The organism is Lactobacillus sp. UBA5813 (assembly GCF_002417895.1).
Lineage (GTDB): Bacteria > Bacillota > Bacilli > Lactobacillales > Lactobacillaceae > Lactobacillus > Lactobacillus amylolyticus.
The window spans coordinates 24,479-48,460 of the sequence record NZ_DICZ01000009.1; the positions used below are offsets into that span (position 1 = coordinate 24,479).

The 23,982-nt window shown below is 37.4% G+C and carries 23 protein-coding genes and 1 riboswitch; of the genes, 2 read left to right on the top strand and 21 right to left on the bottom strand.

Features of this window, described 5'->3' with window-relative positions; translation table 11 throughout:
* Positions 1-5: 5 nt before the first annotated feature.
* From rpsA to B2008_RS01665, 13 genes are all read right to left on the bottom strand, one after another.
* Positions 6-1,211, bottom strand: a complete 1,206-nt coding sequence (gene rpsA / locus B2008_RS01605) for a 30S ribosomal protein S1 (RefSeq protein ID WP_281828799.1) — start codon at positions 1,209-1,211, stop codon at positions 6-8.
* Positions 1,212-1,264: 53 nt separating this feature from the next.
* Positions 1,265-1,963 carry a (d)CMP kinase gene (cmk, locus tag B2008_RS01610; protein WP_281828797.1) on the bottom strand — a complete coding sequence of 233 codons (699 nt, stop codon included), beginning with the start codon at positions 1,961-1,963 and terminating at the stop codon, positions 1,265-1,267.
* Between the two features lie 49 nt (positions 1,964-2,012).
* Positions 2,013-2,501, bottom strand: coding sequence for an SAG1386/EF1546 family surface-associated protein (locus tag B2008_RS01615; protein WP_281828795.1), 489 nt, complete (start codon positions 2,499-2,501; stop codon positions 2,013-2,015).
* 103 nt (positions 2,502-2,604) lie between these two features.
* Complete coding sequence (locus B2008_RS01620) at positions 2,605-3,285, bottom strand: ECF transporter S component (RefSeq protein ID WP_281828793.1); 681 nt, start codon at positions 3,283-3,285, stop codon at positions 2,605-2,607.
* An 86-nt stretch (positions 3,286-3,371) separates the two neighbouring features.
* Positions 3,372-3,486: riboswitch (FMN riboswitch) on the bottom strand.
* A gap of 28 nt (positions 3,487-3,514) precedes the next feature.
* Positions 3,515-4,234 carry a pseudouridine synthase gene (locus B2008_RS01625; protein WP_127345646.1) on the bottom strand — a complete coding sequence of 240 codons (720 nt, stop codon included), beginning with the start codon at positions 4,232-4,234 and terminating at the stop codon, positions 3,515-3,517.
* Complete coding sequence (scpB, locus tag B2008_RS01630; RefSeq protein ID WP_281828790.1) at positions 4,235-4,816, bottom strand: SMC-Scp complex subunit ScpB; 582 nt, start codon at positions 4,814-4,816, stop codon at positions 4,235-4,237.
* Positions 4,801-5,550: a segregation and condensation protein A gene (locus tag B2008_RS01635; protein ID WP_281828787.1), complete on the bottom strand. Its 750-nt coding sequence runs from the start codon at positions 5,548-5,550 to the stop codon at positions 4,801-4,803. The genes scpB and B2008_RS01635 overlap by 16 nt, the downstream gene beginning before the upstream one ends.
* Positions 5,543-5,896 carry a hypothetical protein gene (locus B2008_RS01640; RefSeq protein ID WP_006352546.1) on the bottom strand — a complete coding sequence of 118 codons (354 nt, stop codon included), beginning with the start codon at positions 5,894-5,896 and terminating at the stop codon, positions 5,543-5,545. The genes B2008_RS01635 and B2008_RS01640 overlap by 8 nt, the downstream gene beginning before the upstream one ends.
* Positions 5,897-5,904: 8 nt before the next feature.
* On the bottom strand, positions 5,905-6,804 hold the full coding sequence (gene xerD, locus B2008_RS01645) for a site-specific tyrosine recombinase XerD (protein WP_281828785.1): 900 nt from the start codon (positions 6,802-6,804) through the stop codon (positions 5,905-5,907).
* Entirely contained in the window at positions 6,797-7,681 is an 885-nt protein-coding gene (locus B2008_RS01650; protein ID WP_281828783.1) for a CvfB family protein, read from the bottom strand. Before B2008_RS01650 ends, xerD begins: the two co-directional genes overlap by 8 nt.
* Before the next feature lie 115 nt (positions 7,682-7,796).
* Positions 7,797-9,566 (bottom strand): pyruvate kinase, encoded by a 1,770-nt coding sequence (gene pyk, locus B2008_RS01655; protein ID WP_281828781.1) that lies wholly within the window; start codon positions 9,564-9,566, stop codon positions 7,797-7,799.
* 29 nt (positions 9,567-9,595) lie between these two features.
* Positions 9,596-10,558 (bottom strand): 6-phosphofructokinase, encoded by a 963-nt coding sequence (gene pfkA / locus B2008_RS01660; RefSeq protein WP_281828779.1) that lies wholly within the window; start codon positions 10,556-10,558, stop codon positions 9,596-9,598.
* Positions 10,559-10,717: 159 nt separating this feature from the next.
* Entirely contained in the window at positions 10,718-13,840 is a 3,123-nt protein-coding gene (locus B2008_RS01665; RefSeq protein WP_281828778.1) for a DNA polymerase III subunit alpha, read from the bottom strand.
* 110 nt (positions 13,841-13,950) lie between these two features.
* Here B2008_RS01665 and B2008_RS01670 point away from each other — a divergent pair, with 110 nt between their 5' ends.
* Positions 13,951-14,157 carry a YjzD family protein gene (locus tag B2008_RS01670; protein WP_281828777.1) on the top strand — a complete coding sequence of 69 codons (207 nt, stop codon included), beginning with the start codon at positions 13,951-13,953 and terminating at the stop codon, positions 14,155-14,157.
* A 44-nt stretch (positions 14,158-14,201) separates the two neighbouring features.
* Here B2008_RS01670 and B2008_RS01675 read toward each other — a convergent pair whose 3' ends face one another.
* The 8 genes from B2008_RS01675 to uvrC form a co-directional block, all read right to left on the bottom strand.
* Complete coding sequence (locus tag B2008_RS01675; protein ID WP_281828775.1) at positions 14,202-15,758, bottom strand: bifunctional metallophosphatase/5'-nucleotidase; 1,557 nt, start codon at positions 15,756-15,758, stop codon at positions 14,202-14,204.
* A 56-nt stretch (positions 15,759-15,814) separates the two neighbouring features.
* Positions 15,815-16,006, bottom strand: a complete 192-nt coding sequence (rpmF, locus tag B2008_RS01680; protein ID WP_006352554.1) for a 50S ribosomal protein L32 — start codon at positions 16,004-16,006, stop codon at positions 15,815-15,817.
* Between the two features lie 109 nt (positions 16,007-16,115).
* Positions 16,116-16,340 carry a lipopolysaccharide assembly protein LapA domain-containing protein gene (locus B2008_RS01685; protein WP_281828773.1) on the bottom strand — a complete coding sequence of 75 codons (225 nt, stop codon included), beginning with the start codon at positions 16,338-16,340 and terminating at the stop codon, positions 16,116-16,118.
* A gap of 4 nt (positions 16,341-16,344) precedes the next feature.
* Positions 16,345-17,139 carry an SDR family NAD(P)-dependent oxidoreductase gene (locus B2008_RS01690; protein ID WP_281828771.1) on the bottom strand — a complete coding sequence of 265 codons (795 nt, stop codon included), beginning with the start codon at positions 17,137-17,139 and terminating at the stop codon, positions 16,345-16,347.
* 1 nt (position 17,140) lies between these two features.
* Positions 17,141-18,076 carry a ribonuclease Z gene (gene rnz / locus B2008_RS01695; RefSeq protein WP_281828769.1) on the bottom strand — a complete coding sequence of 312 codons (936 nt, stop codon included), beginning with the start codon at positions 18,074-18,076 and terminating at the stop codon, positions 17,141-17,143.
* 16 nt (positions 18,077-18,092) lie between these two features.
* Positions 18,093-20,009 carry an acyltransferase family protein gene (locus B2008_RS01700; RefSeq protein ID WP_281828768.1) on the bottom strand — a complete coding sequence of 639 codons (1,917 nt, stop codon included), beginning with the start codon at positions 20,007-20,009 and terminating at the stop codon, positions 18,093-18,095.
* A 26-nt stretch (positions 20,010-20,035) separates the two neighbouring features.
* Complete coding sequence (gene obgE, locus B2008_RS01705) at positions 20,036-21,346, bottom strand: GTPase ObgE (protein WP_281828767.1); 1,311 nt, start codon at positions 21,344-21,346, stop codon at positions 20,036-20,038.
* Between the two features lie 75 nt (positions 21,347-21,421).
* Positions 21,422-23,224, bottom strand: coding sequence for an excinuclease ABC subunit UvrC (gene uvrC, locus B2008_RS01710; protein ID WP_281828765.1), 1,803 nt, complete (start codon positions 23,222-23,224; stop codon positions 21,422-21,424).
* 146 nt (positions 23,225-23,370) lie between these two features.
* Here uvrC and B2008_RS01715 point away from each other — a divergent pair, with 146 nt between their 5' ends.
* Complete coding sequence (locus tag B2008_RS01715; RefSeq protein ID WP_281828819.1) at positions 23,371-23,979, top strand: DedA family protein; 609 nt, start codon at positions 23,371-23,373, stop codon at positions 23,977-23,979.
* Positions 23,980-23,982 lie beyond the last annotated feature (3 nt).

Here is a 23,982-nt window from a genome sequence, read left to right on the forward strand (position 1 = left end):
TACGATTATTTACGGTCTTTTAATTGGTCACCAATAATGTCACCTAAAGCAAAGCCGTTATCATCGTTACCCATGTACTTCTTGTTTACTGAGTTTTCGTTACGTGAACGACGTGGACGAGAACTTTCGTTTGAAGAAGCATTTGAATCTGCAGCTTTAATAGAAAGTGAGATTCTTCTATCACTCGGGTCAATGTTCAAAACTTTAACTTTAATAGTTTGACCAACCTTCAAAACATCACTTGGCTTGTCAACGTGCTTGTTTGAAATTTCTGAAACGTGTACTAAGCCTTGGATACCATCAGCAACTTCAACAAAGGCACCAAAGTTAGTTAATGACTTAACTTCACCTTCAAAAATATCGCCTCTATGTAAGTTTGCAGTAGCTTGTTCAAATGGTGAAGGTTCAGTTTGCTTAATTGACAAGGAGATACGATTTCTGTCATTGTCAATACCAATGACCTTAACCTTAACAGTTTGACCAACCTTCAAGACATCACTTGGCTTGTCAACATGCTTGTAAGAAATTTCGGAGATGTGGACTAAGCCATCAACACCACCAACATCAATGAATGCACCGAAGTTAGTTAAGCGAGATACTTTACCTTCGATAACATCACCAACAACTAATTGTGAAGCAACCTTATCAAATGCTTCTTCACGTTCTTCTTCAATTAAATCCTTGTGTGAAAGAATCAAACGGTTCTTTTTAGGATCAATTTCAGTAATCTTAAGCTTCATAGTCTTACCAATGTATGGCTTAAGATCTGAAACATAGCGGTTTGAAATTAATGAAGCTGGTAAGAAACCTCTAGTACCAACGTCAACAAGCAAACCACCACGAACCGATGAAGTTACAGTACCTTCAATTGGAGTACCTGCTTCATAGTCCTTTTGCAACTTGTTGTAAGCTTCTCTTTCCTTTAAGCGAGTTACTGATAAGAAGAATTCACCGTTTTCCTTATCTCCACCAGCTCTTCTTAAAACTAAAGCCTTGAACTTGTCGCCTGTTTTTACTAAATCGCGCAAATCAGCGTTGCGATCTGAAGTGAATTCACGATGGGTAATAACACCTTCGACACCGGCGTTTTCTACACCAACATCAATTTGGCCGTCTTCAACGTCTAATACTTCGACATCGACAATATCTCCGACCTCAACTCCTTGCATTTGCTTTAATGCGTCTAAAAATTGATTACTGTTTTCTGACATATGTACCTCCCAATATCATCTCCCATTTTAAAGGAAACTGAGATATTTTTCTACTATTTTGTGCTATTTTTTTCAATTTTTTTGATCTTTTTTGATTTTTTTATTTCACTTAAAATTCGATCGACAACTTGGTCAATTGTCATGCTAGTTGTATCAACTTCAATTGCATCATCTGCCTTTTTTAATGGCGAAACTTTACGGTGAGAATCTTTATAATCTCTAGCTGCAATATCCTTCTCAATTTGATCAACGGTCTGATCAGATTTAATTCCTCGTTGTTTTAAATCAAGCAAACGACGTTCTGCTCTTGAACGAGCCGAAGCAACTAAAAAGATTTTGACTTCAGCATCTGGCAAAACCGTAGTTCCAATATCACGGCCATCCATGATTACATCAGTCTTGCCTGCCATTTGTCTTTGCAAAGTCGTCATCTTTTCACGTACTTTAGGCAAAGCGGAAACTTGTGAGACATTGGCAGAGATCTCAGGAGTTCTGATTTCGACTGAAATGTCCTTTCCTGCAGAATAAACTTTTTGTTCGCCGTTTTCTGATTTTAATTCAATGCCATCTTGATCAATTGCCTTTAAAATACCACTTTCATCGCCATAATCTAAGCCATGATTGCGTGCAATTACAGTGCATGCTCTATACATGGCACCTGTATCTATATGTACAAAAGACAATTTCTTGGCAATAATTTTTGCTACTGTACTTTTTCCTGCTGAAGCAGGGCCATCAATTGCTACTTGCATTCTATCTAAAAAAGAAACTTTACGGTCTCCTTCAATCCTTTCCTAATTTTTATTTCAACTTAAGAGTATCACCGGCTGCAATATTAGAAGTATTGGATAAATTATTCAATTTTGCTAACTCATCAACACTTATGCCATATTTTTCAGCAATGCTAGTTAATGAATCGCCATCTTGTACAACATAGGTAGCTGGCGTACTATCGCTTGAGTTGCTTGAACTGCTTTGTTTAGTCGTTTCGGAGCTCTTTTTAGCTGATTGCTTGGCTTTAGATTTAACAGAAGAACTGCTGCTTTTCTTTGAAGTCTTATTTTCAGAACTAGATTCAGTCTTCTTTACTTTTTGAACTTCAGTTGGCTGTTCAGTCTGTTGAATATGCTGTGATGCAACTTTATGCACTACAGGCACCAAAACTGCCAAGATAATAATTAAAACACTGATTACTACGCCCCAGTGTCCGCCCGACTTTTCATCTTCATTGGCTCTGCCCTCAGTCGGTCGCTCATAATGTTTATAAGGACCTTTTGGATTGTTATCCATTTAGCTTTCCTCCTAATTTATTGACTAAACAAATTTTAGCATAGAATAGGTCTCAGTGAAGCCAAATAAAATAAAAAGACGCATTAGATTGCGTCTTTGATAGCTATAGGTTAAATTTCTTTTGTACAAACGGTTTAATATTTTTTAAAGTTGCTTCAAACAAAATATATACAACCACCGAGTTAACTGCACCTTTGAGCAAATTGAACGGAACAATAATTCCAAAAATATAAGCCTGCATTGATGGCAAATGAAGCAATCCTCCCAAATAATTCTTTACAGTAAAGTTGTATAAGGCCTGATAACTTGAAATTGCGGGGATTTTTGCCATCGATGTCAATGCATATACAGGAGTTAAAATGAATGCATTCGTTAAAGCCATAACAAGCGTCATCATTAAAATTCCAAGTATTAAGCCAAAAATTGGTTTGAGCCAATTCGAAAGTGAGTGCCGATTTTCTTCTGATACTTTTTTGGATAAAAAATAAAATGGCAATGCAAACGATAAACTTGCCAAAAAGGCAGCTATTTGTCCCACAATTGTCGGTAACGCGAAACCACCGAAAATTAAACCACATAAAGTCCTAATCAGTGTAATGAGCACTCCTGCCCAGGCACCAAACAAAAAGGTTCCAATTGTAATAACCACATCTGAAAAATCAAATTTTAGAAATCCTACGCCAGGAATAATTGGAAACTCAAATTTTTGAACAACGAATGCAATTGCACCAATTAAAGCAAATGCAATCAAATTGGTTAGATTGCTAGAATGCTTACGCTTCATATTTACTTTCCTCCTAAGACAAAAACAAAAAGCCTGTTGCTTCAGCAACAGACTTTTAAAAGCAAGTATAAATTTCTTTTAAGTTGGTCTGTCTTCTTCCATCTAGACTTTAACTATCGGTATTCTTTCGAAATTCAACCACTCTCGTGGGTCGCGGACTTTACCGCCGGTCGGGACTTTCACCCTACCCTGAAGACAACACACTAATATTTAATTGTTCAATCTAAGTTTAGTCAACCTGTTTCAATCTGTCAACTTCTTCACGCGTTAATTCCCGATATTGTCCAGAAGTAAGCGCATGCAAATCCAAAAAAGCGTAGCGCTCTCTGGAGAGTTTTTCTACAGGATGACCAACGGCTTTAAACATTCTTTTGACTTGATGGTAATGACCTTCGTGAATGGTTAATTGAACAATTTGATTGTTCTTCTTTTGATTTGTCTTTAAAATCTTCACCTTGGCTGGTGCACATTTTCTTCCATCCACTTTGACACCCTTTTTAAGCGTCATAATTTGATCTGGTTCCAAAATTCCCTCTATTTTTGCCACATATACTTTAGGAACTTCGTTTTTGGGATGCATTAACAGGTTGGCTAATTTGCCATCATTTGTCATCAACAGCAAGCCAGAAGTATCGTAATCGAGACGACCTACTGGATATAAACGATATGGCAAATCCTCAAAGTAATCGACTACTGTTTTTCTTCCCTTATCGTCATGAGCTGTCGAAACGACACCACGTGGTTTATAAAAAAGATAAGTGTGCAGACTTTCACGTTCAATTGGTTCATCATCCACGGTGATCGTACTAAATGTATCGACTTTGGTACCTAATTTAGTCACTAATTTGCCATCAACTCTTACACGTCCAGCTACAATCATTTTTTCTGCTTTACGTCTAGAAGCGATCCCAGCCTCTGCAATAACTTTTTGCAATCTTTCTAAAGTCATCTATTCTTCTCCTTTTTGATCAGAATCATTCTGTTCGAGATCTAGTCTTTCATTTTCAAAATTCTCATCTTCAAAATCTTCAATTAAAGGCAAATCAGCCAAACTCTTGAAATTAAAATACTGTAAGAAATAATCTGTCGTTACATATAAATTTGGATGTCCTGGTGCATCTTTTTTGCCATTTGCTTTAATTAATCCCCGCCAGACCAAAGTTTGCAAAGCACCTGATGAGTTTACACCGCGAATATCATCAATTTCTACTCTCGTAATTGGCTGACGATATGCCACAATTGAAAGAATTTCAAGTGCGGATTGGCTCAATGTTTTAGTCAAATCTTTTGAAAAGTACTTTTCGATTATTTCGCCCGTATCAGGGCTAGTAGTCATTTTGAATAAATCATTAATTTGAATTACCTGCAAGCCAGAATCAGGATCATTTTCGTATTTTCGTTTAAGCTTAACCGTTAAATTATTAAGCTCTGTCTCAGTTACATGCAGCAATTCACATAGATTCTTAATGCTTAAACCATTATCACCTGCTATATAGAGCAATGATTCAAGTTTTCCTAATTTTGTTGCCATGCTAATTTTTTTCTTTCTATCTCTAAATCACCAAAAGTACAGTTTTGTTTTAATACAACTAAGTGCTTTTTACATAATTCAAGGCTTGCTAAAAAGAGCCCGATTACATCGGACAAATTATTCATTCGCGGCACACAGGAAAAGAAACTTACTTTGCCTTCTTTATCAATTCTGTCTTTTAAGTAAGAAATCATTTCACCGATTGGCGTTTCCTGCACTTTAATTGCTACTGAACTGGGTTGTTTAAGTTTAATTTTGTGGATGATCATCGCAAAAGTTGCGCCCAATTCTTTTTCAGTAATTTGTCCTAACGGTAATGGTTGAATTTTTTGGTCTTTAGAAATACTTGGTTCCTTTGCAACAACAACTGGGACTTCTTCATTTTTTTCTTTAAAAAAGCTTGATATCTTTTTAAAAACAGAATACTGCACCAGTTGTTGAACCAGTTCATCTCGCGGGTCTTCCGCTTGTTCATCATCATCAACAAAATCATTTTGAGGCAAAAGATATTGCGATTTAATCCGTAAAAGAGCGGATGACATCACAAAATATTCTCCAGCAATTTGTAAATTTAGTTGCTGCATCTTTTTTAAATAATCCAGATACTGACTGGTAATTTGGGCAATTGGAATATCATAGATATCAATTTTCTGTGATCTGATCAAATGAAGCAAAAGATCTAATGGTCCTTCAAAGTTAGGCAGTTCTAATGTTAAATTATCTTTTTTAGTCATTATTCTTATCCAGCTTCAATAAATAAGTAAATTCGGGCAAAGCCGTGATTTTTTTATTTGGATAATTATCCTTTAAATCAGACAGAATTTTCCGTTCATGCTCTTCATCACGATATCCTGGTGCTAGCGAGAGATAGCGAATTACAATAAAATGATCATCATTTTGCGTACCAATCACACCAATAATGTTCGATTCATCATTACGATACAGAAAAAGCTGAAAATCATTCTTGGCCTGATTTAATCTCATTTCATCTTTTAAATTGTCAAGATTTTTAAAGTCCGGTAAATAAGACAACAACCCCATTGTTGTTTTTTCAAAATCTTTTTTATATTGAATTAGCATCTAATCACCTAAGCCCTTGGATGTGTTTCTCTGTACACCTCAAGAATATGTTTTTGTGTCAAATTAGTATATATCTGAGTCGTACTGATATCGGAGTGACCTAATATTTCTTGAACAACCCTTAAATCCGCACCATTTTCTAATAAGTGCGTAGCAAAAGTATGTCTTAAAGTATGAGGAGTAACGTCCTTATTGATATTTGCAAGCTGGCAGTAGTGTTTAATAATTTGCCATACAGCTTGACGGGTTAAAGAACCACCTCGATTATTTAAAAAGACAAATTCTGTATTTCTTCCTTGTTTTAGAACTAAAGATTCACGAACTTCTTTTTCATATTTTGCAAGCCAATCCAAAGCAATGTTGCTTACAGGAACCAGACGTTCTTTTGACCCCTTGCCAAACACCTTGATCAATTTCAAATCTGGATGAACATCTTCTAGCTGTAAATTGATTACTTCGCTAACCCGCATTCCAGTTGCATACATCATTTCTAATAATGCGCGGTCACGCAGACCCAACTTTTTCTCAACGTTTGGGGCAGCTAACAGCCGATCCATTTCATCTTGTGTTAAAGCAACTGGCAAACGCCACTGCTTTTTAGGAGAATCAATTTCAATCATTGGATTTAATTTTTGAATATTTTGTCTGGCAAGCCACTGATAAAACTTGCGTAAACTAGAAATCATGCGACTGATCGAACTTGAAGCTTTATTTAAATCTTTTTGCCTTGCTAAAAAAGCATCTATTTCGACTGCCTCAGTCGGCCAAGAATCTATTTTTTCCTGTTGCAAGAAATTTAAAAACTCTGTCAAATCCTGTCTGTACGCAGTTATCGTATTTTCACTTAATCCACGTTCAATTTGTCCAAAACGCAGATAATCTTCAATTTGATCATTTAATTTAGTCATCTTTTTGTTCAGAATCTTTAATTAAAGTAATAGTTCCGTTTTCTTTATCTTCAACAATCAATTTTTCCTTTAATAAGTGGCCCAATGCACGTTTAAATGCTGATTTTGAAATGCCAAAATAGTTCTTAATTTCTTGAGCGTCTGACTTATCATAAAACGGTAAAGTTTTGGTCTCCTTACGACGCAAACTCATCAAAATCATTTGTGCATCATCATCGATTTCTTCAAAGGCACGCGGCAAATTGCTTAAATTAAGTCGACCGTACTGACTAATGCCAATTACCCGACCTTTAAATTGCTCACCTAAGTGCAAAGTCCTACCCATTTGTGATTCAGGAACAAATCCAAGATAATATTCATTCGTTAAAACGAATGCACCTATTTCTCTACTTGAGTAAACAGTCGCAAATACATTTTTGTTGTTCATATTGTTTGGAAAACTTGCAGACAATTGTTCGAAAATATTTTCATCTGCTAGTTTTGCCCAAATTCGTTCTTTTTCGTCAGTTTCAAGACGAACTAAAAGACGATCGTCTTTTCGAGGCCACCTTTCTTTATCCAGTGGCAAATCATCCATAGAAACAACGATGTCTTTATCTGGTAAGCCTACATCAACGAAAACTCCTAAACCATAACGAACTTCGGTTACCTTGCCCCAGCCATATTGATCTGGACCAGCGAAAGGCAAAAATTGCGTCATTTCACGTTCATGCTTCTTATTATCATAAATAAAGCCTGTGACTTGATCGCCAACTTTAGGAATTTCATCCTGAGTTAGCTCATGTTTTTTTAATTCGTAAGTAATTCCATCAATTTGGACAAAAAATGCATTTTCATTTTGGTCGGTTACTTTTCCAGTTTGAATAGTTCCAAGCATATTAATCTCCTACTTTACATATTTCTTTTACCAGTATACGCAAAATTTGTGCAAAATAAAATAGCCAGCCGCGCTAGCTGACTATTTTATTTACTTTTTAATTAATCTTAATTGATTAAAGGTTTGAGATTTCACCTTGGTAAATAGCACCACGACGTGCATCAACAGTGATAGTAGTACCATCAGAAATCTTATCAGTTGCATCAGTAGTACCAACAACAACTGGGATACCTAATGACAAACCAACAACTGCGGCGTGTGAAGTCAAACCAGAAGCTTCAACAACTAAGCCTGAAGCCTTCTTAATAGCTGGCATGTAGTCAGGGTCAGTTACCTTAGAAACTAAGATGTCGCCTTCCTTAACTTTGCTGTTAGCTTCTTCAGCTGAGTTAGCAACTACAGCCTTACCAACAACTGAGCCATTACCTACACCCAAACCTTGTGCAAGCTTGTGACCAATGATTTGTAACTTCATTACGTTAGTAGTACCAGATTCACCAACTGGAACACCAGCAACGATAATTACAAGGTCGCCATCCTTAACTAAGCCCTTTTCCTTAGCAACTTTAGCAGCCATTTCGAACATGTCATCAGTTGACTTAGGTTTTCTAGTCAATACAGGAATTACGCCCCAAACGATACCCAATGAGTGTTGGATCTTTTCGTCAAAGGTCATAGCAATAATGTCTGCATTTGGACGGTACTTAGAAATCATACGAGCAGTGTAACCTGAATTAGTTGCTGCGATGATAGTCTTAACGCCCAATTCTTGAGCAGTACGTACAACTGATTCACCAATAGCTTCAGTAACGTTTGAGCCCTTGTATTCTTCGAATCTTTGAAGAGCTAAAGTGTTACGCTTAAGCAATTGCTTTTCAGTACGTTCGTCAATTTCAGCCATAGCCTTAACAGCTTTAACTGGGTACAAACCATTTGCTGATTCACCTGAAAGCATAGTTGCGTCAGTACCATCAAGAACAGCGTTAGCAACGTCAGAAACTTCGGCACGAGTTGGACGTGGGTTTTCTTGCATTGAGTCAAGCATTTGAGTAGCAGTGATAACTGGCTTACCAAGTGCATTAGCTCTCTTGATCAAGTCCTTTTGTACAAATGGAACTTCCATGAATGGAATTTCAACACCCATGTCACCACGAGCAACCATCAAACCATCTGAAACTTGTAAGATTTCGTCTGCGTTGTCAATACCTTCTTGAGATTCAATCTTAGGGAAGATCTTAACGTAGTCAGCACCTGCTTCTTCACAAAGCTTACGGATATCTAAGATATCTTGAGCCTTACGTGCAAATGAAGCAGTAATGAAGTTAATACCATGTTGTAAACCAAACTTAATATCGTTAGTATCTTTTTCAGTGATACCTGGAAGGCGGATTTCAACACCTGGTGCGTTAACACCCTTCTTTGAACCGATGACACCAGTGTTTTGAACTTCACAAACAAGTTCTCTCTTAGCGTCATCCTTTTCCTTGATCAAAAGGTCAACCAAACCATCATCGATCAATACGTGACCGCCAACATGGGTATCATCGTACAACCCTTCGTAGGTAACGTGGATCATGTCCTTGTTACCCTTCTTGGTATCATCCATAGAAATACGGATCTTGTCACCAGTGTTAATAGTGAACTTGCCGCCTTCTTGTTCAGTGGTTCTGATTTCAGCACCCTTAGTATCAAGGTCGATACCAAGAAGTATACCAGTATCCTTTTCCACTTGACGAACCATCTTCATACGTGCCAAGTGTTCTGCGTGATCACCGTGTGAGAAGTTGAAACGGAATACGTTTGCACCAGCTTTTGCTAAAGCGGTAATAGTTTCAATATCGTTTGAAGCTGGCCCTAAAGTACTAACAATCTTAGTTTTCTTCATTATTTAAAAAATCCTCTCCAAAAAATCGACTAATCTTTAGTCATTTCTTCATTAACATCCAACAGTGAGTAGTCGCCTTCATGTTTACCATCAAACAGATCAAGAATGTCGTGGGTATTTAACTTACCATTCTCCATGCCGACAGCTAAACCGCCTTTACCATCAAGAAGTAAGTTAACAGCATAATTACCCATCTTAGTAGCATTTACTCTATCTGCGACAGTTGGTGAACCACCACGTTGCATATGGCCAAGTACATTAGCACGAGCGTCAAAGTCACCATACTTCAAAAGTTCTTTTCTGAAGTCATCAGCACTCATAACACCTTCAGCTAATACAACAAGACCATGGTCTTTGCCATCAGCAAAACCTTGCTTAAGAGTCTTAGCAATCTTCTTGATATCGTAGTCACGTTCAGGAACAACGATTGCATCCGCTCCACTAGCTACACCAACACGCATTGCAATGTCGCCGCATTCACGGCCCATTACATTAACAATGAACACGCGGTGGTGACTGCTTGCTGTGTCACGAATCTTATCGATTGCGTCCATAGCAGTACGACAAGCAGAATCATAACCGATAGTATATTCAGTATAAGGAATGTCATTATCAATAGTTCCTGGCAAACCAACTGAATTAATACCAAGACGTGTTAAAGCTAAAGCACCGTGGTAAGATCCGTCACCGCCAATAACGATAACAGCATCAATACCGTGCTTTCTTAATTGCTCTGCACCCTTCTTTTGCACATCTTCTTGTGCAAATTCAGGATAACGTGCAGAATACAAGAAAGTACCACCTTGGTTGATCTTATGGTCAACGTCTTCCGCAGTAAGCGGAACGAAGTCACCTGCAACCAAGCCAGCAAAACCATAACGAATACCCATTACTTCAAGTCCGTGATGGATTGCAGTCTTAGTAACCGCTCTGATTGTTGCGTTCATACCAGGGGCGTCGCCACCACTAGTTAAAATACCAATCCGTTTCATGAATTCACCTCATCATGATTATTTGTGTAATTTCTCACATCAACTAAATCTTACCATTTTTCGAGCTAAAAATCTCATAAAAAATCCTTTTATTTGTTGAATTAATGGTAAATTTAAATAATAGCGCTTACATCACTGACAATAGGGTAAAAATTTTATTTATTCTTTAAAGTTCACGCGTTTCAAGTTAGTTAACAAATATTGCTTTTTGCTAGAATTGTAACGATCGCCCTGACACTTTACACCCAGCAAATAAATGTCGCCCTCTTTAAGTACTGAATGTATTTGATCATAAATTCGTGGAAAAATCGTAACTTCCTGCTGACTGCTTGAATCTGCAAAGCTGGCAAAAGCCATCGTTTGTCCTTTCTTGGTTCTAATTAATTTTAATTTCATTAACTTCCCAACACAGACACTGTTTTCATTGATATCAACTTGATTCAAGGCCTTAGCGTTAAATTTTTGCGCATACTTTTGAACGGCGATCAATGGTGTAGTTGTGGTAGAAAATCCCAACGCTTTTTCTTCCATATCAGCGCGTTGACCGCTTGTTGGAGCCGCTGCTTTCTTGATCGGTGCATCCCCAAGAATCTCGGACAATGAAAGATTTTGCCCCGTTAATTGCACATTTTCAATCATTTCTTTGCAATTTACCAGCAATTCATTGCGATTATCATTTAAATGATCAAAACAGCCTGCCATGATCAGCGCTTTAATTGGATCTAACTGCAAATATTTCAGCTCAATTTTACGTAAAAAATCATCAAGTGATTTTATCGGCTTTTTTAGCTGAACAATGCTTTTCGTAAAATCATTTCGCAGTCCCTTGATTGCCTTTAAACCCACTAAAATTTGTCCTTTTAGTAGTTTAAAATCTAAACCGCTTTGATTGATGTCTGGTGGCAAAACTCTAATTCCTGCTTCTTGCGCCTGCATGATATAATTTTGGACCTTTAATTTGCTTGCCCCTGAAGAATTCAGCAATGCAGTATAAAAAGCAGCTGGATAATGAACCTTTAAATAGGCTAGCCAATAAGCAATTTTGGTATAAGCGACAGCGTGCGACCTGTTAAAGCCATAGTTGGCAAATTGCTCAATATATTGATAAACGCGTTCACCTACTTGCTTAGAGTGACCTTTTTGAATTGTCCCTTCAATGAACTTCGCTTTTTCTTGTTCAATCAATGCTTGATTTTTCTTAGACATGGCTCTGCGAAGAAGATCAGCCTCGCCTAAACTAAAGCCTGCTAAAATTTGAGCAGTCTGCATGACCTGTTCCTGATAAACCAAGATGCCATAAGTAGGAGCTAGAATTTGCTTCAAGCTTGGATCCGGATAAACAATAGCTTGCTCCCCTTTTTTACGTGCAATAAAAGTATCTATGTTCTGCATTGGACCTGGACGGTAAAGGGCATTAACCGCAACTAAATCCTCAAAATTATCAGGTGCCAGCTTTCGAAGAACTTTTCTAATGCCTTCAGATTCAAATTGAAAGACAGCATCAGTTTTACCTGCACGAAACAATTCTAAAGTCTTTGCATCGTTTAATGGAATTTTGTTGGGATCGATATTTATTCCCTGACTTTTAATTAAAGCTAAGGTATTGCCTAAAATGGTTAGATTGCGTAAACCCAAAAAGTCAATTTTTAACAAACCTAATGATTCAACATATTTTTTGGTTTGCTGTGTTACAGGAATCCCCAATTTACCGGCTTGCAAGCCTGAAATGCTGGCAATCGAATTATCACTGATTACTAATCCGGCCGCATGAATTGAATAATGACGCGGCAACCCTTCCAAAGCGCGTGCCGTTTGAAAAAGAAGCTTATTCTCAGATGTTGAATCAACAATCAAGCGCGTCTGGCGAGACTCCTGATAGGCTTCATTCAATGTGATTTTTCCTTTTGAATATGGAACAGCGTCAGCCCATTTATTAAGTTCAACCACACTTAATCCAAAAACGCGACCAGTATCCCGCAGCGCTTGTTTTGCCGCCAAGGTACCAAAAGTTAAAATTTGAGCTGCATGATCCATCCCATATTTACGATACATATATTTTATGACATCGTCTCTCCTAATATCGGGGATATCCAAGTCAATATCAGGCATTTCATGTCGAGCTGGATTTAAAAATCTTTCAAAAAGAAGATGATATTCTAGCGGATCGACTTCGGTAATTCTTAAGGCATAGGAAACTAAAGACCCACATGCTGACCCACGTCCGGGACCAGTAGTAATGCCAACTCTATGGCAATAATTGATTACATCCCAAACGATTAAAAAATAATCATCAAAACCCATGCGATTTATTACATCTAGCTCATAACGCAACCGTTTTTGATAAGCTTCTGGGACGTTTTTACCCTTAAAACGTGCCTTTAAGCCGTTCTGAGCCAAATAAAGCAAATACTCTTTCGAACTAGCGAATTTATCTTGATGATATTTTGGCAGAACTGGCTTTTGAAAAATCACTTCAGCATTACATTCTTCTGCGATTTTCCAAGTATTATTCAAGGCTTGATCTAGGTAGAAATCGTGATAGCGAGAAAGAAGCTCTTCTCCCTCTGCCAAATAATGCGATCCTGTTTGTTTAGAAAGGGGAACGATATCTTGCAGCTTATCCCCTTGTTTTATTGCCTGCAAAGTTTTACGCAAAAAGTGATCTTGCGGATTTAAATACTGACAATCTTCAGTCGCAACAAGAGGTAAAGCAAATTGCTTTGCTAAAGACTGAATATAATCAATGTAATTATTTTGATTCTTGCTTGCGTAAACGCCTAAATATAGCTGACTTGTGGCAGGAACAATCTCTTTTAATTCACGAACAAAATCGGCTCCCAACTGATCATTGCGCTGCGAAAGCATTACCAGCTCACTATGCTGATTAGCCGGGACAATTATAACCATTTCATCTAAATACTTAGTCAATTCTTTTAGAGTAAGAATTTTATTATTGTCACCATTATCTGTCAGCAAATTGATTGCACTAGAAAGGCGTAACAAATTATGGTAGCCAGCATTGCTTTTGGCGATTGCAATCAAATCATATTTTGAAGTAGGATCAATCAAACCATTGATTCTGATTTGCATCCCCAGCAGAGCTTTAATGCCGACCTCTTTAGCCAACTCAAAAAAATTGACCAATCCATAAGTCACGTTGATATCTGTTAAAGCAACGGCACCATAATTTCTTTTTTTGGCAGTCGTAAGCAAATCTTTAACTCTAGTTGGACTTTCCAGCAAAGAAAAAGCACTTAGATTTTGCAATGCTGCAATTTTCATTGTTTGGCCTCCTGTTCTTTCATAAACAGTATAACAAATCACCTTTAAATTAATGGATTGAAAACATTCTTTATTTTTGATAAAATCGTGAGATGAAAGAAGGAATGATTATGGGTCGCTATATCGTAACTATTGTATGGAGCGTTATTTACATGATGGTTATTGGCTTTATTGCTGCTCCTTTAACCCAAAGTGCTTTTAATCCAAAAGAATCTCTTATTATTGGAGTTGTCTTTGGTATCCTCTTTGCAGCAATTATTCCAACCATCACTGCTCATTCGCATAAAGACAAAAGCAAGTTTTCAAATCTTAAGTAGAATAAAAAAATAAACCGTTAGTCATCTGACTAACGGTTATTTTTTTAGTAAAAACGATAATTATGTGTTGTATCTACTTTAATCGGCCCATGAGTTAAATATTCCGAAAACATTTGAACATAATCTTTATCCAGCGTAAATTCAATTTTATCCATGCTGTATTCTGGATAGAAACCGCCACCCATTGCACGATAATTGTTGACTGCTAAATGATAAATCTTATCATCTTCGATCGGCTTGCCATTTAAAACAAGCTTAGTTAAACGTTCACCGGCTGGTTTAGAAATATCTGCTTCGTATTCGATTGGATAAAAGACATCAAAATGATACAGCAATGGCTTAGGTTTGATCCAGCGATCAAGGAATTTGATTTTGCCATCAGTATCCTTTTTTAGAAAACTTGCACTATGTTCAATAATATGACGCAGCTGTTTACCGGTTAGTTTTACGCGACAAAGCTGATTGGCATAAGGATAATTGAGCAAAACATCACGCATTGTAACTTCTTTGCCGAATCCCTTAGCCTTCTCACTCATAACAGCAGTAGCAGACACATCTGCCTTGGTAAACCAAAGCTGCATTTGCTGCAGCAAATTAATAAATGGGGCTCCTTGCAAACGCCCTTTCATTGCGTCTTCAATCGGTGCAGGTTCACTCAAATTAGCAATTGGCTGGTCTAACCATTTTTGAGTTCGTTCGTCTAAATTATGAACAAGCTCTACAATTTCTGGATCAGGTTCATAATCTTTAGTATCAATTAATTTAGTAGACATGCTGTTGATCTTTTTTGTTTTTTCATCAATATCAAGCATAACTTTCGCAATAGCTTCTCCACGATAACCTGGTTGAACAATTGCGGTATTTTTTGATACTACATTTAACCGGCGGTGTTGGTGTCCTGTCAAAAAGACATCTACTTCCGGGATTTCGGTTAAAATCTTATAGCCTTCGTTCTCTCCATGATGTGGTTCTGTCGCTTCACCAGTTACAGGATCGCTCTCAAAGCCGCCATGATATATTACTGCCAAAATATCTACTTTTGGTTTTAAGATTTTTGCATAATGCTTTATCTGTTCATAAGCAGAAATAAATTTTAACCCAGCAATGTTTTCTTTAGGTTCCCAGTGCGGAATATATTGAGTTGTAATTCCTAAAATCCCGATCTTAATTCCACTTTTTTCAATAATTTGATATTCCTTGCCAAAAGCTGGTACATTGGTTTCTGCATCCAAAATATTGTCATTGATGATTGGTGCTTTATTGTTATCGATATAATAGGTTAAATAATCTTGTCCAAAATTAAAGTCGTGGTTTCCTAGACAACGTGCATCGTAGCCTACTTTATTGTAGGCTTCGGTAAAAATTGCCAAGTCCCGGTAATCACCAGTAGAATGTGCATACGAAGCAAGTGGAGATCCTTGCAAGCAATCTCCGGCATCTGTCACCACAACATGATCTGCGCCGAATTTATTTTTTTCAGTCTTAATAGCAGTACTTACTCGACTCAAACTAAAAGGCGCTTCATAATTGTTTTTATTCTGATAGTCTGTCGGCAATAAAAAGCCATGGGTATCACTTGAATGTAAAAATACTAATTTCATAATTTTCCCTTCGAATTTAGGCATAAAAAAAGACACCACAAACCGGTGTCCTTTAATTACTTATTGTCGCTTTCGCTGTTCTTGTTAACAACTTGACGACCCTTGTAATAACCCTTAGGTGAAACGCGGTGGCTTAAACGGTATTCACCAGTAGTTGCATCATAGTGCATTGCTGGGACAGTTAACTTAATATGACCACGACGAGAACGTTTCTTTTGTTTAGAAGTATGTCTTGCTGGAACTGCCATTGATTTTGATCTCCTTTATTGTAGACTTAAGCTTCGACCACACTAAAAAGTGAGCCTAATCACTCATATGCTTCAATGATACTATTGAATCACTGATAAATCAAGATTATTAATTTTTCTTCTTAACAATTTGCTGATCATGTCCTAAAAAATAACCTAGCAAAACACCGATGATAATCATCACCACTAAGACAATAATTAACGGTAATTTAAATGAAAACAATCCAAAATTGATTTCTACTAGCTTTGTATTTAAAACAACGAAAATTACTGCTAATAAAGCTAAAATTAAACTAATAATCAAATTTATCTGTCGTTTATTCTTCAATTTCATTTTCTTACTTTCTAGAAGCCACTTTGAGTGAAATAATATCACCTATCGTTGGGAACAAATTATAGAATTTTGCTGCAATTGCCAAGCTAATCGGCAAATTCAATTCCCGCTTATCGCTACCGAAGTAGTGAACAACTTGCCAAGCAACATCATCAGGATCAAGCATGAATGCTTGAACATTTTTGACGTAATTACCAGTCTTGTCAGCAATATTAAAGAAATTGGTATAAACAGGGCCTGGGTTGACCGTCATAACTTTAACGCCAAATGGCTTCAATTCTAAGCGCAATACATTTGAAAATTGAATCACTGCAGCCTTGGATGCACTATAAGCTGCAGATTTGGTTGTTGGAACTTTACCGGCAATTGAACCAAAGTTAATAATTTGACCAGTCCTTTCTTCCATCATTACCCGACCTACCAAACGAGTAAAGTACATCAGTCCGAGAACATTTACTTGGAACATATTGGTGGCATCTTGCATATCACTGTCCATAAAGGTTTCAAACTTGCCAAAACCGGCACAATTTACCAAGAAATCAATATGTTGGACGCTGGCAATAATTTTCTTAAAGGTTGCTTCGATTTCATCTGCCTTACCCATATCAGTTGGGAAAACATATGCATCAGTTCCTGATAATTCTTTAGCTTCAGAAGCAATTTCATTTAGCTTGCCTTCGTTTCGTGCAATTAAAATAACTGTTGCACCACGTCCGGCACTCTCTAGCACAATTGAACGTCCAATGCCGCTAGAAGCACCTGTGACTACGACTACCTTATTTCTTAAAGAATTACTCATCTTAATTTGTTCCTTTCATTGGAATATTAATTTGATCCAAATCATTAACTAATATTGTATTAGGAAAAACTTTCTTAGCTTGTTTTTCTAAACGCTTAGCCTTATTGCCCAAATATCTGGCTGAAATATGGTCTAAACACAATTTCTTTACGCCATTATCACGGGCAACTTGCGCTGCTTCAACAGAAGTTGAATGGTAATATGAATGAGCCAACTTGGCTTCATTGCCAGCAAATGTTGATTCATGAACCAATACATCCGCATTTTGCGCCAATTTGGCAATATTAGGGGTTGAACGAGTATCGTATATGATTGTTACAATTCTTCCGGGTCTTGCTGGTCCCAAGAAGTCTTTTCCATTCAAAATAGTACCGTCTGCCAAAGCGATTTGCTCGCCCGCCTTTAATTTACCATATAAAGGTCCATTTGGAATATGATATTTCGCAAGTTTATCCATCAAAAGCTCACCAGGCCGAGAGTTTTCGACAATACGATAACCGAAACTCGGAACTCGGTGATCTAATTTTTCTGTATAAACTCTAAAATCTTTTCCTTGATAAATCAGTCCGCCCTCAGTTAACTCAACGAATTTTATTGGATAAGAAACTTTAGTACGTGAAACGCGCAATGAGGTTTTAACGAATTGCTCTAAACCTGGTGGTCCATAAATTGTTAACGGTCCTACATCCCCTTGAAAAGAACGCGTGGCTAGCAAGCCGGGCAACCCAAAGATATGATCTCCATGATTATGTGAAATAAATATTTTAGTTACCTTTATTAAACGAATATTTGTCTTTAAAATTTGATGCTGTGTAGCCTCACCAACATCAAACAACCAAATTTCATTGAGTTCGTCTAATAGCTTTAAAGCCAGTCCAGCAACATTGCGCTGCTTTGAAGGCTGACCAGCCCCAGTTCCTAAAAATTGTAATTCCATGAACTACTTTCCTATTCTAAAATTTTGCATGCTTCACAATTGTTTTTACAATGTATGCACTATAATATTTCGATCCTTTTGGCGTAGGGTGAGTTTTATCTTGATAGAACCAATTTGGATGATTCTTTGAATATCCATACCAATTAATAACCGTAAAATTATCATAACGTTTTTGGGCTTGGTCAAGCAAGCTATTAACTTGATCTTGCCATTGTCTAGTTGGTACATGAGTATTAATCCAGAACACATGCCGCTTTTTTCCAACCTGATTCATCAATCGATCTAAATCACCCATTGAGAAAGGTCCGTTGGTTCCTAAACCAATTAAGACATTATCAACAAGTGCACCTTGATTTTGATAGCTGCTTAGCAATCCAAAAGCAACATTCATTTGCCTTGACACAGCAGCGTCAATGATTGCCTTAGGCATTAACTGCTTTAAGTCATTGCTTGAGCCGGCCATTACGGAATCGCCGATTGCCGTTACTGGCATTTGTTGAGCCAACTGTAAATCAACTTGAGAAATACCATATTTAACGTAGCTCTTGTTCACTGGATGCTTTTTGGCTTCTTTTTTGGCCTTTTGAACAACCTTGCTTGTCTTTTGTTTCTTAGGTGCCTTTTTAAATTTTTTAATTAGCGCTTGATTATCTTTTTGCTGTTTTGCGCGATTGGCTTTAATTCTCTTAGCTAATTGCGTTTTATTGAAGTCAACCCTTTTAGCTGTTGGTGAAATTGCTATTCCAATGCTGCCAATTATTAAAACAAAAGCGACAAAAGCGGCCATAACTTTTTTAGACCAATTATTATTTCTCATATCAAATAAATGATTGAAATAATTTTTGGTGCCTGGCCACGTAATTCGTCCCATTGGTCGTTCAATCAAACGATAAGTTGCTTCGCTGATTAACAATATCAAGATTATTTCAATAATATGATAAAGAGTAGCGTGATCGCCAATATCAGTCATCTTATCTTCAAAGAAGATCATAACCGGAAATTGATACAGATATATTCCATAGCTGCGAGAACCTATCCAACTGAAGACAGGATTAGTAAGGATCCGATTCCAATGACTGCCTGGATGCGCAATAATTGCAATCATAATTGTCGTCAAAATGGAGAAGATAAGCATTCCACCACAATATGTAAATGCTGTTTGTGGGTTCATTGTACTGCTGAAGAACATGAGCAGCATGCCAACAAAAGCAATCAACCCTGTCAGATCCAATATTCGACTATTACGCTTTGCAATCGATGACCGCAAATTTTCAACTGGCCAGATCACTGCCATTGCAGCACCTAGTCCAAGTGAGAAAAAGCGAGTATCAGTACCATAATAGATTCGGTTAATATCGGCCCCTCTAAGGTACAGAATTGCCATTTCTAACGCAGAAAGCAGTGAAAAGGCAAATATGATCCAAAAAATATGTTTACGAGAACGAGCAAATTTTACTAATAAAAAGATGACAATTGGCCACAGAATATAAAATTGCCCTTCTATGGACATCGTCCATAAATGCGTAAATGGTGATCCATTACTGACAAATCTTTCAAAATAGCTTTGACCATTTAAAATTTGCCAAAAATTATAAACATTCAGCAAATTGCTGATCACAATTTGATTTAATTTTGCCAGTAAATTTCTTTGAAAAAGTACTATCCAGGCAGAGGAAAGCCACAATACAGCAATTAATTGCGGGTATAAGCGTTTAATCCGATGCAAGTAAAATCGTTTATTATCATAACTACCTTTTTCCTGGTATGACCGCAGCATATGGTCAGTAACCAGATATCCTGAAAGCACAAAAAAGATCAGTACGCCAAGATAGCCACCAACAAACGTATTCGGATCAAGATGATATAGAATAACGCCAATTACCGCTAACGCTCTGAGTCCTGAATATCCTGTAATAAACCGATTCTTTTTCATTATTAAATTCTCAAATACTCTCCAAGTTATTGTACAAATTCAAAGTTAAAGTCACCAATTGCAACATCATCGCCATTCTCTGCGCCAGCCTTTCTTAAGGCCTCATCAACGCCAAGATTGTTCAATTTACGTGCAAGTAGCATAATTCCATCTTGGTGATCCAAATTGATTCTTTGCACCAATCGTTCAAGTCCCTCACCTTTAACGATAAATGCATGTTCATCCACTTTTTCAACTGTAAACTTATTAGTCTTTGGTGCTTTGAATTTATATTCTTTATTCTTCTGAACAGCCACTGGTTTTTCTTCAGTTTGGCTGCGTTCTTCTTCAACTTTTTCTACTAAGTTAGCTGCATCGCGCATTAATTCATTGATGCCTTGATGAGTTACGCTGGAAATCGCATAAACCGGTTCACCAATCTTCTCTTGTGCTAATGCATCTTTAAATTCTTGATACTTCTGATCAGCACCAGGAATATCCATTTGCGTTGCAACGATCAATTCGCGTTTTTTAGTTAAGTCAGTGGTGTAATTAGCCAATTCCTTCTTAATAGCATGATAGTCTTCGATTGCTTCACGACCATTATTTGGATCCATTGACACTAAATGCAAAATAACCTTGGTACGTTCAATATGCCGTAAAAACTGCATCCCTAAGCCAACGCCTTGACTTGCACCTTCAATTAATCCTGGCAAATCCGCCATTGAAAAGTCGCGACCATCAGGCAAGATTACCATGCCCAAGTTTGGCGTTAACGTAGTAAATTGATATGCCGCAATTTTTGGTTTGGCTTTGGTTACTACTGACAGCAAAGTTGATTTGCCCACTGAAGGAAAGCCGACCAAACCGACATCAGCCAACATTTTCAGCTCTAAACGCAGAACGCGATCTTCACCAGGCTCACCATTTTCAGCAATTTCTGGTGCAGTATTAACACTATTAGCAAAATGGATGTTTCCTCTTCCGCCGCGGCCACCTTTAGCAACCACAAGCTCTTGACCATTCTCAACCAAATCACCAATAACTTCGTTAGTATCAAAATCATATACTGTCGTACCAACAGGAACTTTCAAATAAAGATCCTTGGCAGCACGACCATATTGTGCCTTGATTCTACCGTTTTCACCATTATCAGCCTTGAACTTTCGCCGATATCTAAAGTCCATCAATGTTCTTAAGCCGCTATCAGCCACAAAAATTATGCTGCCGCCACGACCGCCATCACCACCAGCTGGACCGCCGTTAGGGACGAATTTTTCATGGCGGAAAGCAACCATGCCATCTCCGCCTTTTCCGGCTTGAACTTCAATTTTTGTTTGATCTACAAATGTTGGCATGTGAAAACTCCTTCCGTCTTTCTAACTTTAATATAATAACACAGAAATGGCTATAATAAGCTATTCTTTCAGAGATTACAAACTTAATTTAACAGATTGTGCCTGGGTTAGGGTCAAACCAGCATTTCTTAATTCATCAATTGAGGCCTCTTTGATTTTCTTCATTGAGCCAAATTGACGCAAAAGCTTGTTGCGACTCTTTGGGCCGATACCCTTAATTGAATCCAGTCGACTAGATAAAGCATTCTTAGCATGAGTTCTTCTATGAAAAGTGATCGCAAACCGGTGCACTTCGTCCTGAATTCTGGTCATTAAATAAAAGCCCTGCGATTTTGGATCCATTGGAATTAGTTTAAACGGCTGCCCATTAATCGGATCGCCGAATAATAAGTGATTGGTTCTATGCTTATCATCTTTAACCATACCGGCAACTGGAATGTTCAGATTAAGCTCATTGCGCAAAACGCCTTCACAAGCCTCAACCTGAATCTGACCACCATCCATCAAAATTAAATCAGGCATCTTTTTATGCTCTCTTAGTAAGCGGCCATAACGTCTGCGCACTACCTCACGAGTATTGCGCAATTCATCGCCACCGTTCTGATGTTCAACTTCACCTTTTAATTTATATTTACGATATGAAGTCTTGTCAGTTTCACCATCTTTGAACACTACTAATGCCGATACCGGATCCGCTCCCTGAATATGCGAGTGGTCAAAACTTTCAATAATGTGACCGTAAGGCAAACCTAAAGCTGCAAAAATTTCTTTTTGCGCGCCTTTGGTTTTACGATTGCCTAATTCTAGCAGACGGAATTTATCATCGAGTTTTAGCTTAGCGTTGTCTTTAGCCATCTCAAGCAGAGCACGCTTTTGTCCTCGTTGCGGAGTTCTCACCGGCACGTGCAAGACTTCGGATAAATCTTCATTGTCAATTCCTTTGGGAACTAAAACTTCTTTTGGCAATACACGATTTCTTTGATTGTAGAACTGAACGATAAACGAAACAAATTCATCTTCCGGTTCACCAGCATCAGTCAAGGGGAACATTCTTGTTTCTCGTCTTAATAGTTTAGCCTGCCGTAAAAAGAAGATTTGAACTGACAGCCAAGATTTATCAACATAGAAATTAAAAATATCGCGTTGAGTGTTGTCATTAGAAATAATTTTTTGCTTTTCGACTGTTTCCTCAATATATTTTAACTGATCACGAATTTCCGCTGCTCGTTCAAATTCTAATTGTTGCGAAGCTGTTTCCATCTTTTGCGTTAAGTCTTGTTTAACCCAGCCAATATCACCATTTAGAAAGCTTTTTATTTTCTTGATCTGCTCTGCATATTCTTTTTCAGGCACTTTTTTAAAACAAGCTCCCAGACATTGTCCCATATGGTAGTAAAGACACGGTCTGCCTTGATAGCCATTGCAACGGCGCAATGGAAATACTTTTTGAATAAACTTAAGCGTTGCCTGTGCCGCATAGACATTAGGATACGGTCCAAAATAATAGCCTTTATCCTTATGAACCACACTGGTCAGCTTGGTTTGCGGATCACGTTCGTTAGTAATTTCAATATAAGGATAGCCTGTTCCCTGCTTTAATTGTACATTATAATAAGGTTGATATTTTTTAATGAGAGTAATTTCAAGCAGAAAGGCCTCTTTATCAGTAGAAACAGTAATGATATCATAGTCACGAATTTCACGAACTAATTCAGCTCTTCTGCCAACTTGCTTGCTATTAAAATATGAACGAACACGATTTTTTAAATTTTTCGACTTGCCAACATAAATCACCGTACCGTTAATATCTTTCATCAAATAGCATCCCGGTTTGGCCGGTAAGAGTTTCAATTTGTCTTCAATTAGTTCAGTTGCCAAAAAATCACCCCCTATATTTTGCATTCAAATTTTAACATATTTATAAATTTTTCCATTATTTTACACATTTGCCAAAAGAAAGATTGCTTTGAAACTGATTGTTTGATATATTTTTTATTAAAATAACTTTTAAGGAGCTAATATGTCTGCCTGGAATTTTTTCATTAATTGATCATTTTGGATACTTGGCGATCGCTTTGCTGATTGCCATCGAAAACGTCTTTCCGCCAATTCCTTCAGAAGTAATTCTTTCATTTGGCGGCTTTATGACTGGCAAAACGCAGATGAATATTGTTGGTCTAGTAATTGCTTCTACGATTGGCTCTTTAATTGGAGCAATCATTCTTTATTGGATTGGCAGTTTGCTAACTGAAGAAAGATTAACCAAATTATTTGCGCATCCTCTTTTTAAAAAATTAGGCTTCAAAAAGGACGATGTTAAGCGTTCTATCGCGTGGTTTGACAAGCACGGCATCAAAACGATCTTTTTTGGTCGTTTTGTCCCGGTTATTCGCAGCCTAATCTCTATCCCAGCCGGAATTGCTAAAGTAAATAAAACTTATTTTCTCGTTTTAACCACGCTAGGCAGTTTAATTTGGAATACCGTCCTAATTTGCTTAGGTGCATATATGGGCAGCAAATGGCAGATAATTGTTACTATTTTTGAAGATTATTCATTAATCGTCGTCGCCGTTTTAGCAATACTAGTTTTCTTTGGTGCTTATCGCTGGTACCAAAAACGTTTAAAAAAATAATGA

Bases quoted from the DNA above. Each gene is read 5' to 3' on its own strand.
- B2008_RS01685 (WP_281828773.1), bottom strand. From the start codon at position 16,340: ATGAAATTGAAGAATAAACGACAGATAAATTTGATTATTAGTTTAATT.
- B2008_RS01700 (WP_281828768.1), bottom strand. From the start codon at position 20,009: ATGAAAAAGAATCGGTTTATTACAGGATATTCAGGACTCAGAGCGTTA.
- B2008_RS01615 (WP_281828795.1), bottom strand. From the start codon at position 2,501: ATGGATAACAATCCAAAAGGTCCTTATAAACATTATGAGCGACCGACT.
- rnz (WP_281828769.1), bottom strand. From the start codon at position 18,076: ATGGAATTACAATTTTTAGGAACTGGGGCTGGTCAGCCTTCAAAGCAG.
- xerD (WP_281828785.1), bottom strand. From the start codon at position 6,804: ATGACTAAATTAAATGATCAAATTGAAGATTATCTGCGTTTTGGACAA.
- rpsA (WP_281828799.1), bottom strand. From the start codon at position 1,211: ATGTCAGAAAACAGTAATCAATTTTTAGACGCATTAAAGCAAATGCAA.
- obgE (WP_281828767.1), bottom strand. From the start codon at position 21,346: ATGCCAACATTTGTAGATCAAACAAAAATTGAAGTTCAAGCCGGAAAA.
- scpB (WP_281828790.1), bottom strand. From the start codon at position 4,816: ATGGCAACAAAATTAGGAAAACTTGAATCATTGCTCTATATAGCAGGT.
- B2008_RS01635 (WP_281828787.1), bottom strand. From the start codon at position 5,550: ATGACTAAAAAAGATAATTTAACATTAGAACTGCCTAACTTTGAAGGA.
- B2008_RS01620 (WP_281828793.1), bottom strand. From the start codon at position 3,285: ATGAAGCGTAAGCATTCTAGCAATCTAACCAATTTGATTGCATTTGCT.
- B2008_RS01625 (WP_127345646.1), bottom strand. From the start codon at position 4,234: ATGACTTTAGAAAGATTGCAAAAAGTTATTGCAGAGGCTGGGATCGCT.
- B2008_RS01665 (WP_281828778.1), bottom strand. From the start codon at position 13,840: ATGAAAATTGCAGCATTGCAAAATCTAAGTGCTTTTTCTTTGCTGGAA.
- pfkA (WP_281828779.1), bottom strand. From the start codon at position 10,558: ATGAAACGGATTGGTATTTTAACTAGTGGTGGCGACGCCCCTGGTATG.
- B2008_RS01640 (WP_006352546.1), bottom strand. From the start codon at position 5,896: ATGCTAATTCAATATAAAAAAGATTTTGAAAAAACAACAATGGGGTTG.
- B2008_RS01675 (WP_281828775.1), bottom strand. From the start codon at position 15,758: ATGAAATTAGTATTTTTACATTCAAGTGATACCCATGGCTTTTTATTG.
- B2008_RS01650 (WP_281828783.1), bottom strand. From the start codon at position 7,681: ATGCTTGGAACTATTCAAACTGGAAAAGTAACCGACCAAAATGAAAAT.
- rpmF (WP_006352554.1), bottom strand. From the start codon at position 16,006: ATGGCAGTTCCAGCAAGACATACTTCTAAACAAAAGAAACGTTCTCGT.
- B2008_RS01690 (WP_281828771.1), bottom strand. From the start codon at position 17,139: ATGAGTAATTCTTTAAGAAATAAGGTAGTCGTAGTCACAGGTGCTTCT.
- pyk (WP_281828781.1), bottom strand. From the start codon at position 9,566: ATGAAGAAAACTAAGATTGTTAGTACTTTAGGGCCAGCTTCAAACGAT.
- cmk (WP_281828797.1), bottom strand. From the start codon at position 1,963: ATGCAAGTAGCAATTGATGGCCCTGCTTCAGCAGGAAAAAGTACAGTA.
- B2008_RS01670 (WP_281828777.1), top strand. From the start codon at position 13,951: ATGGGTCGCTATATCGTAACTATTGTATGGAGCGTTATTTACATGATG.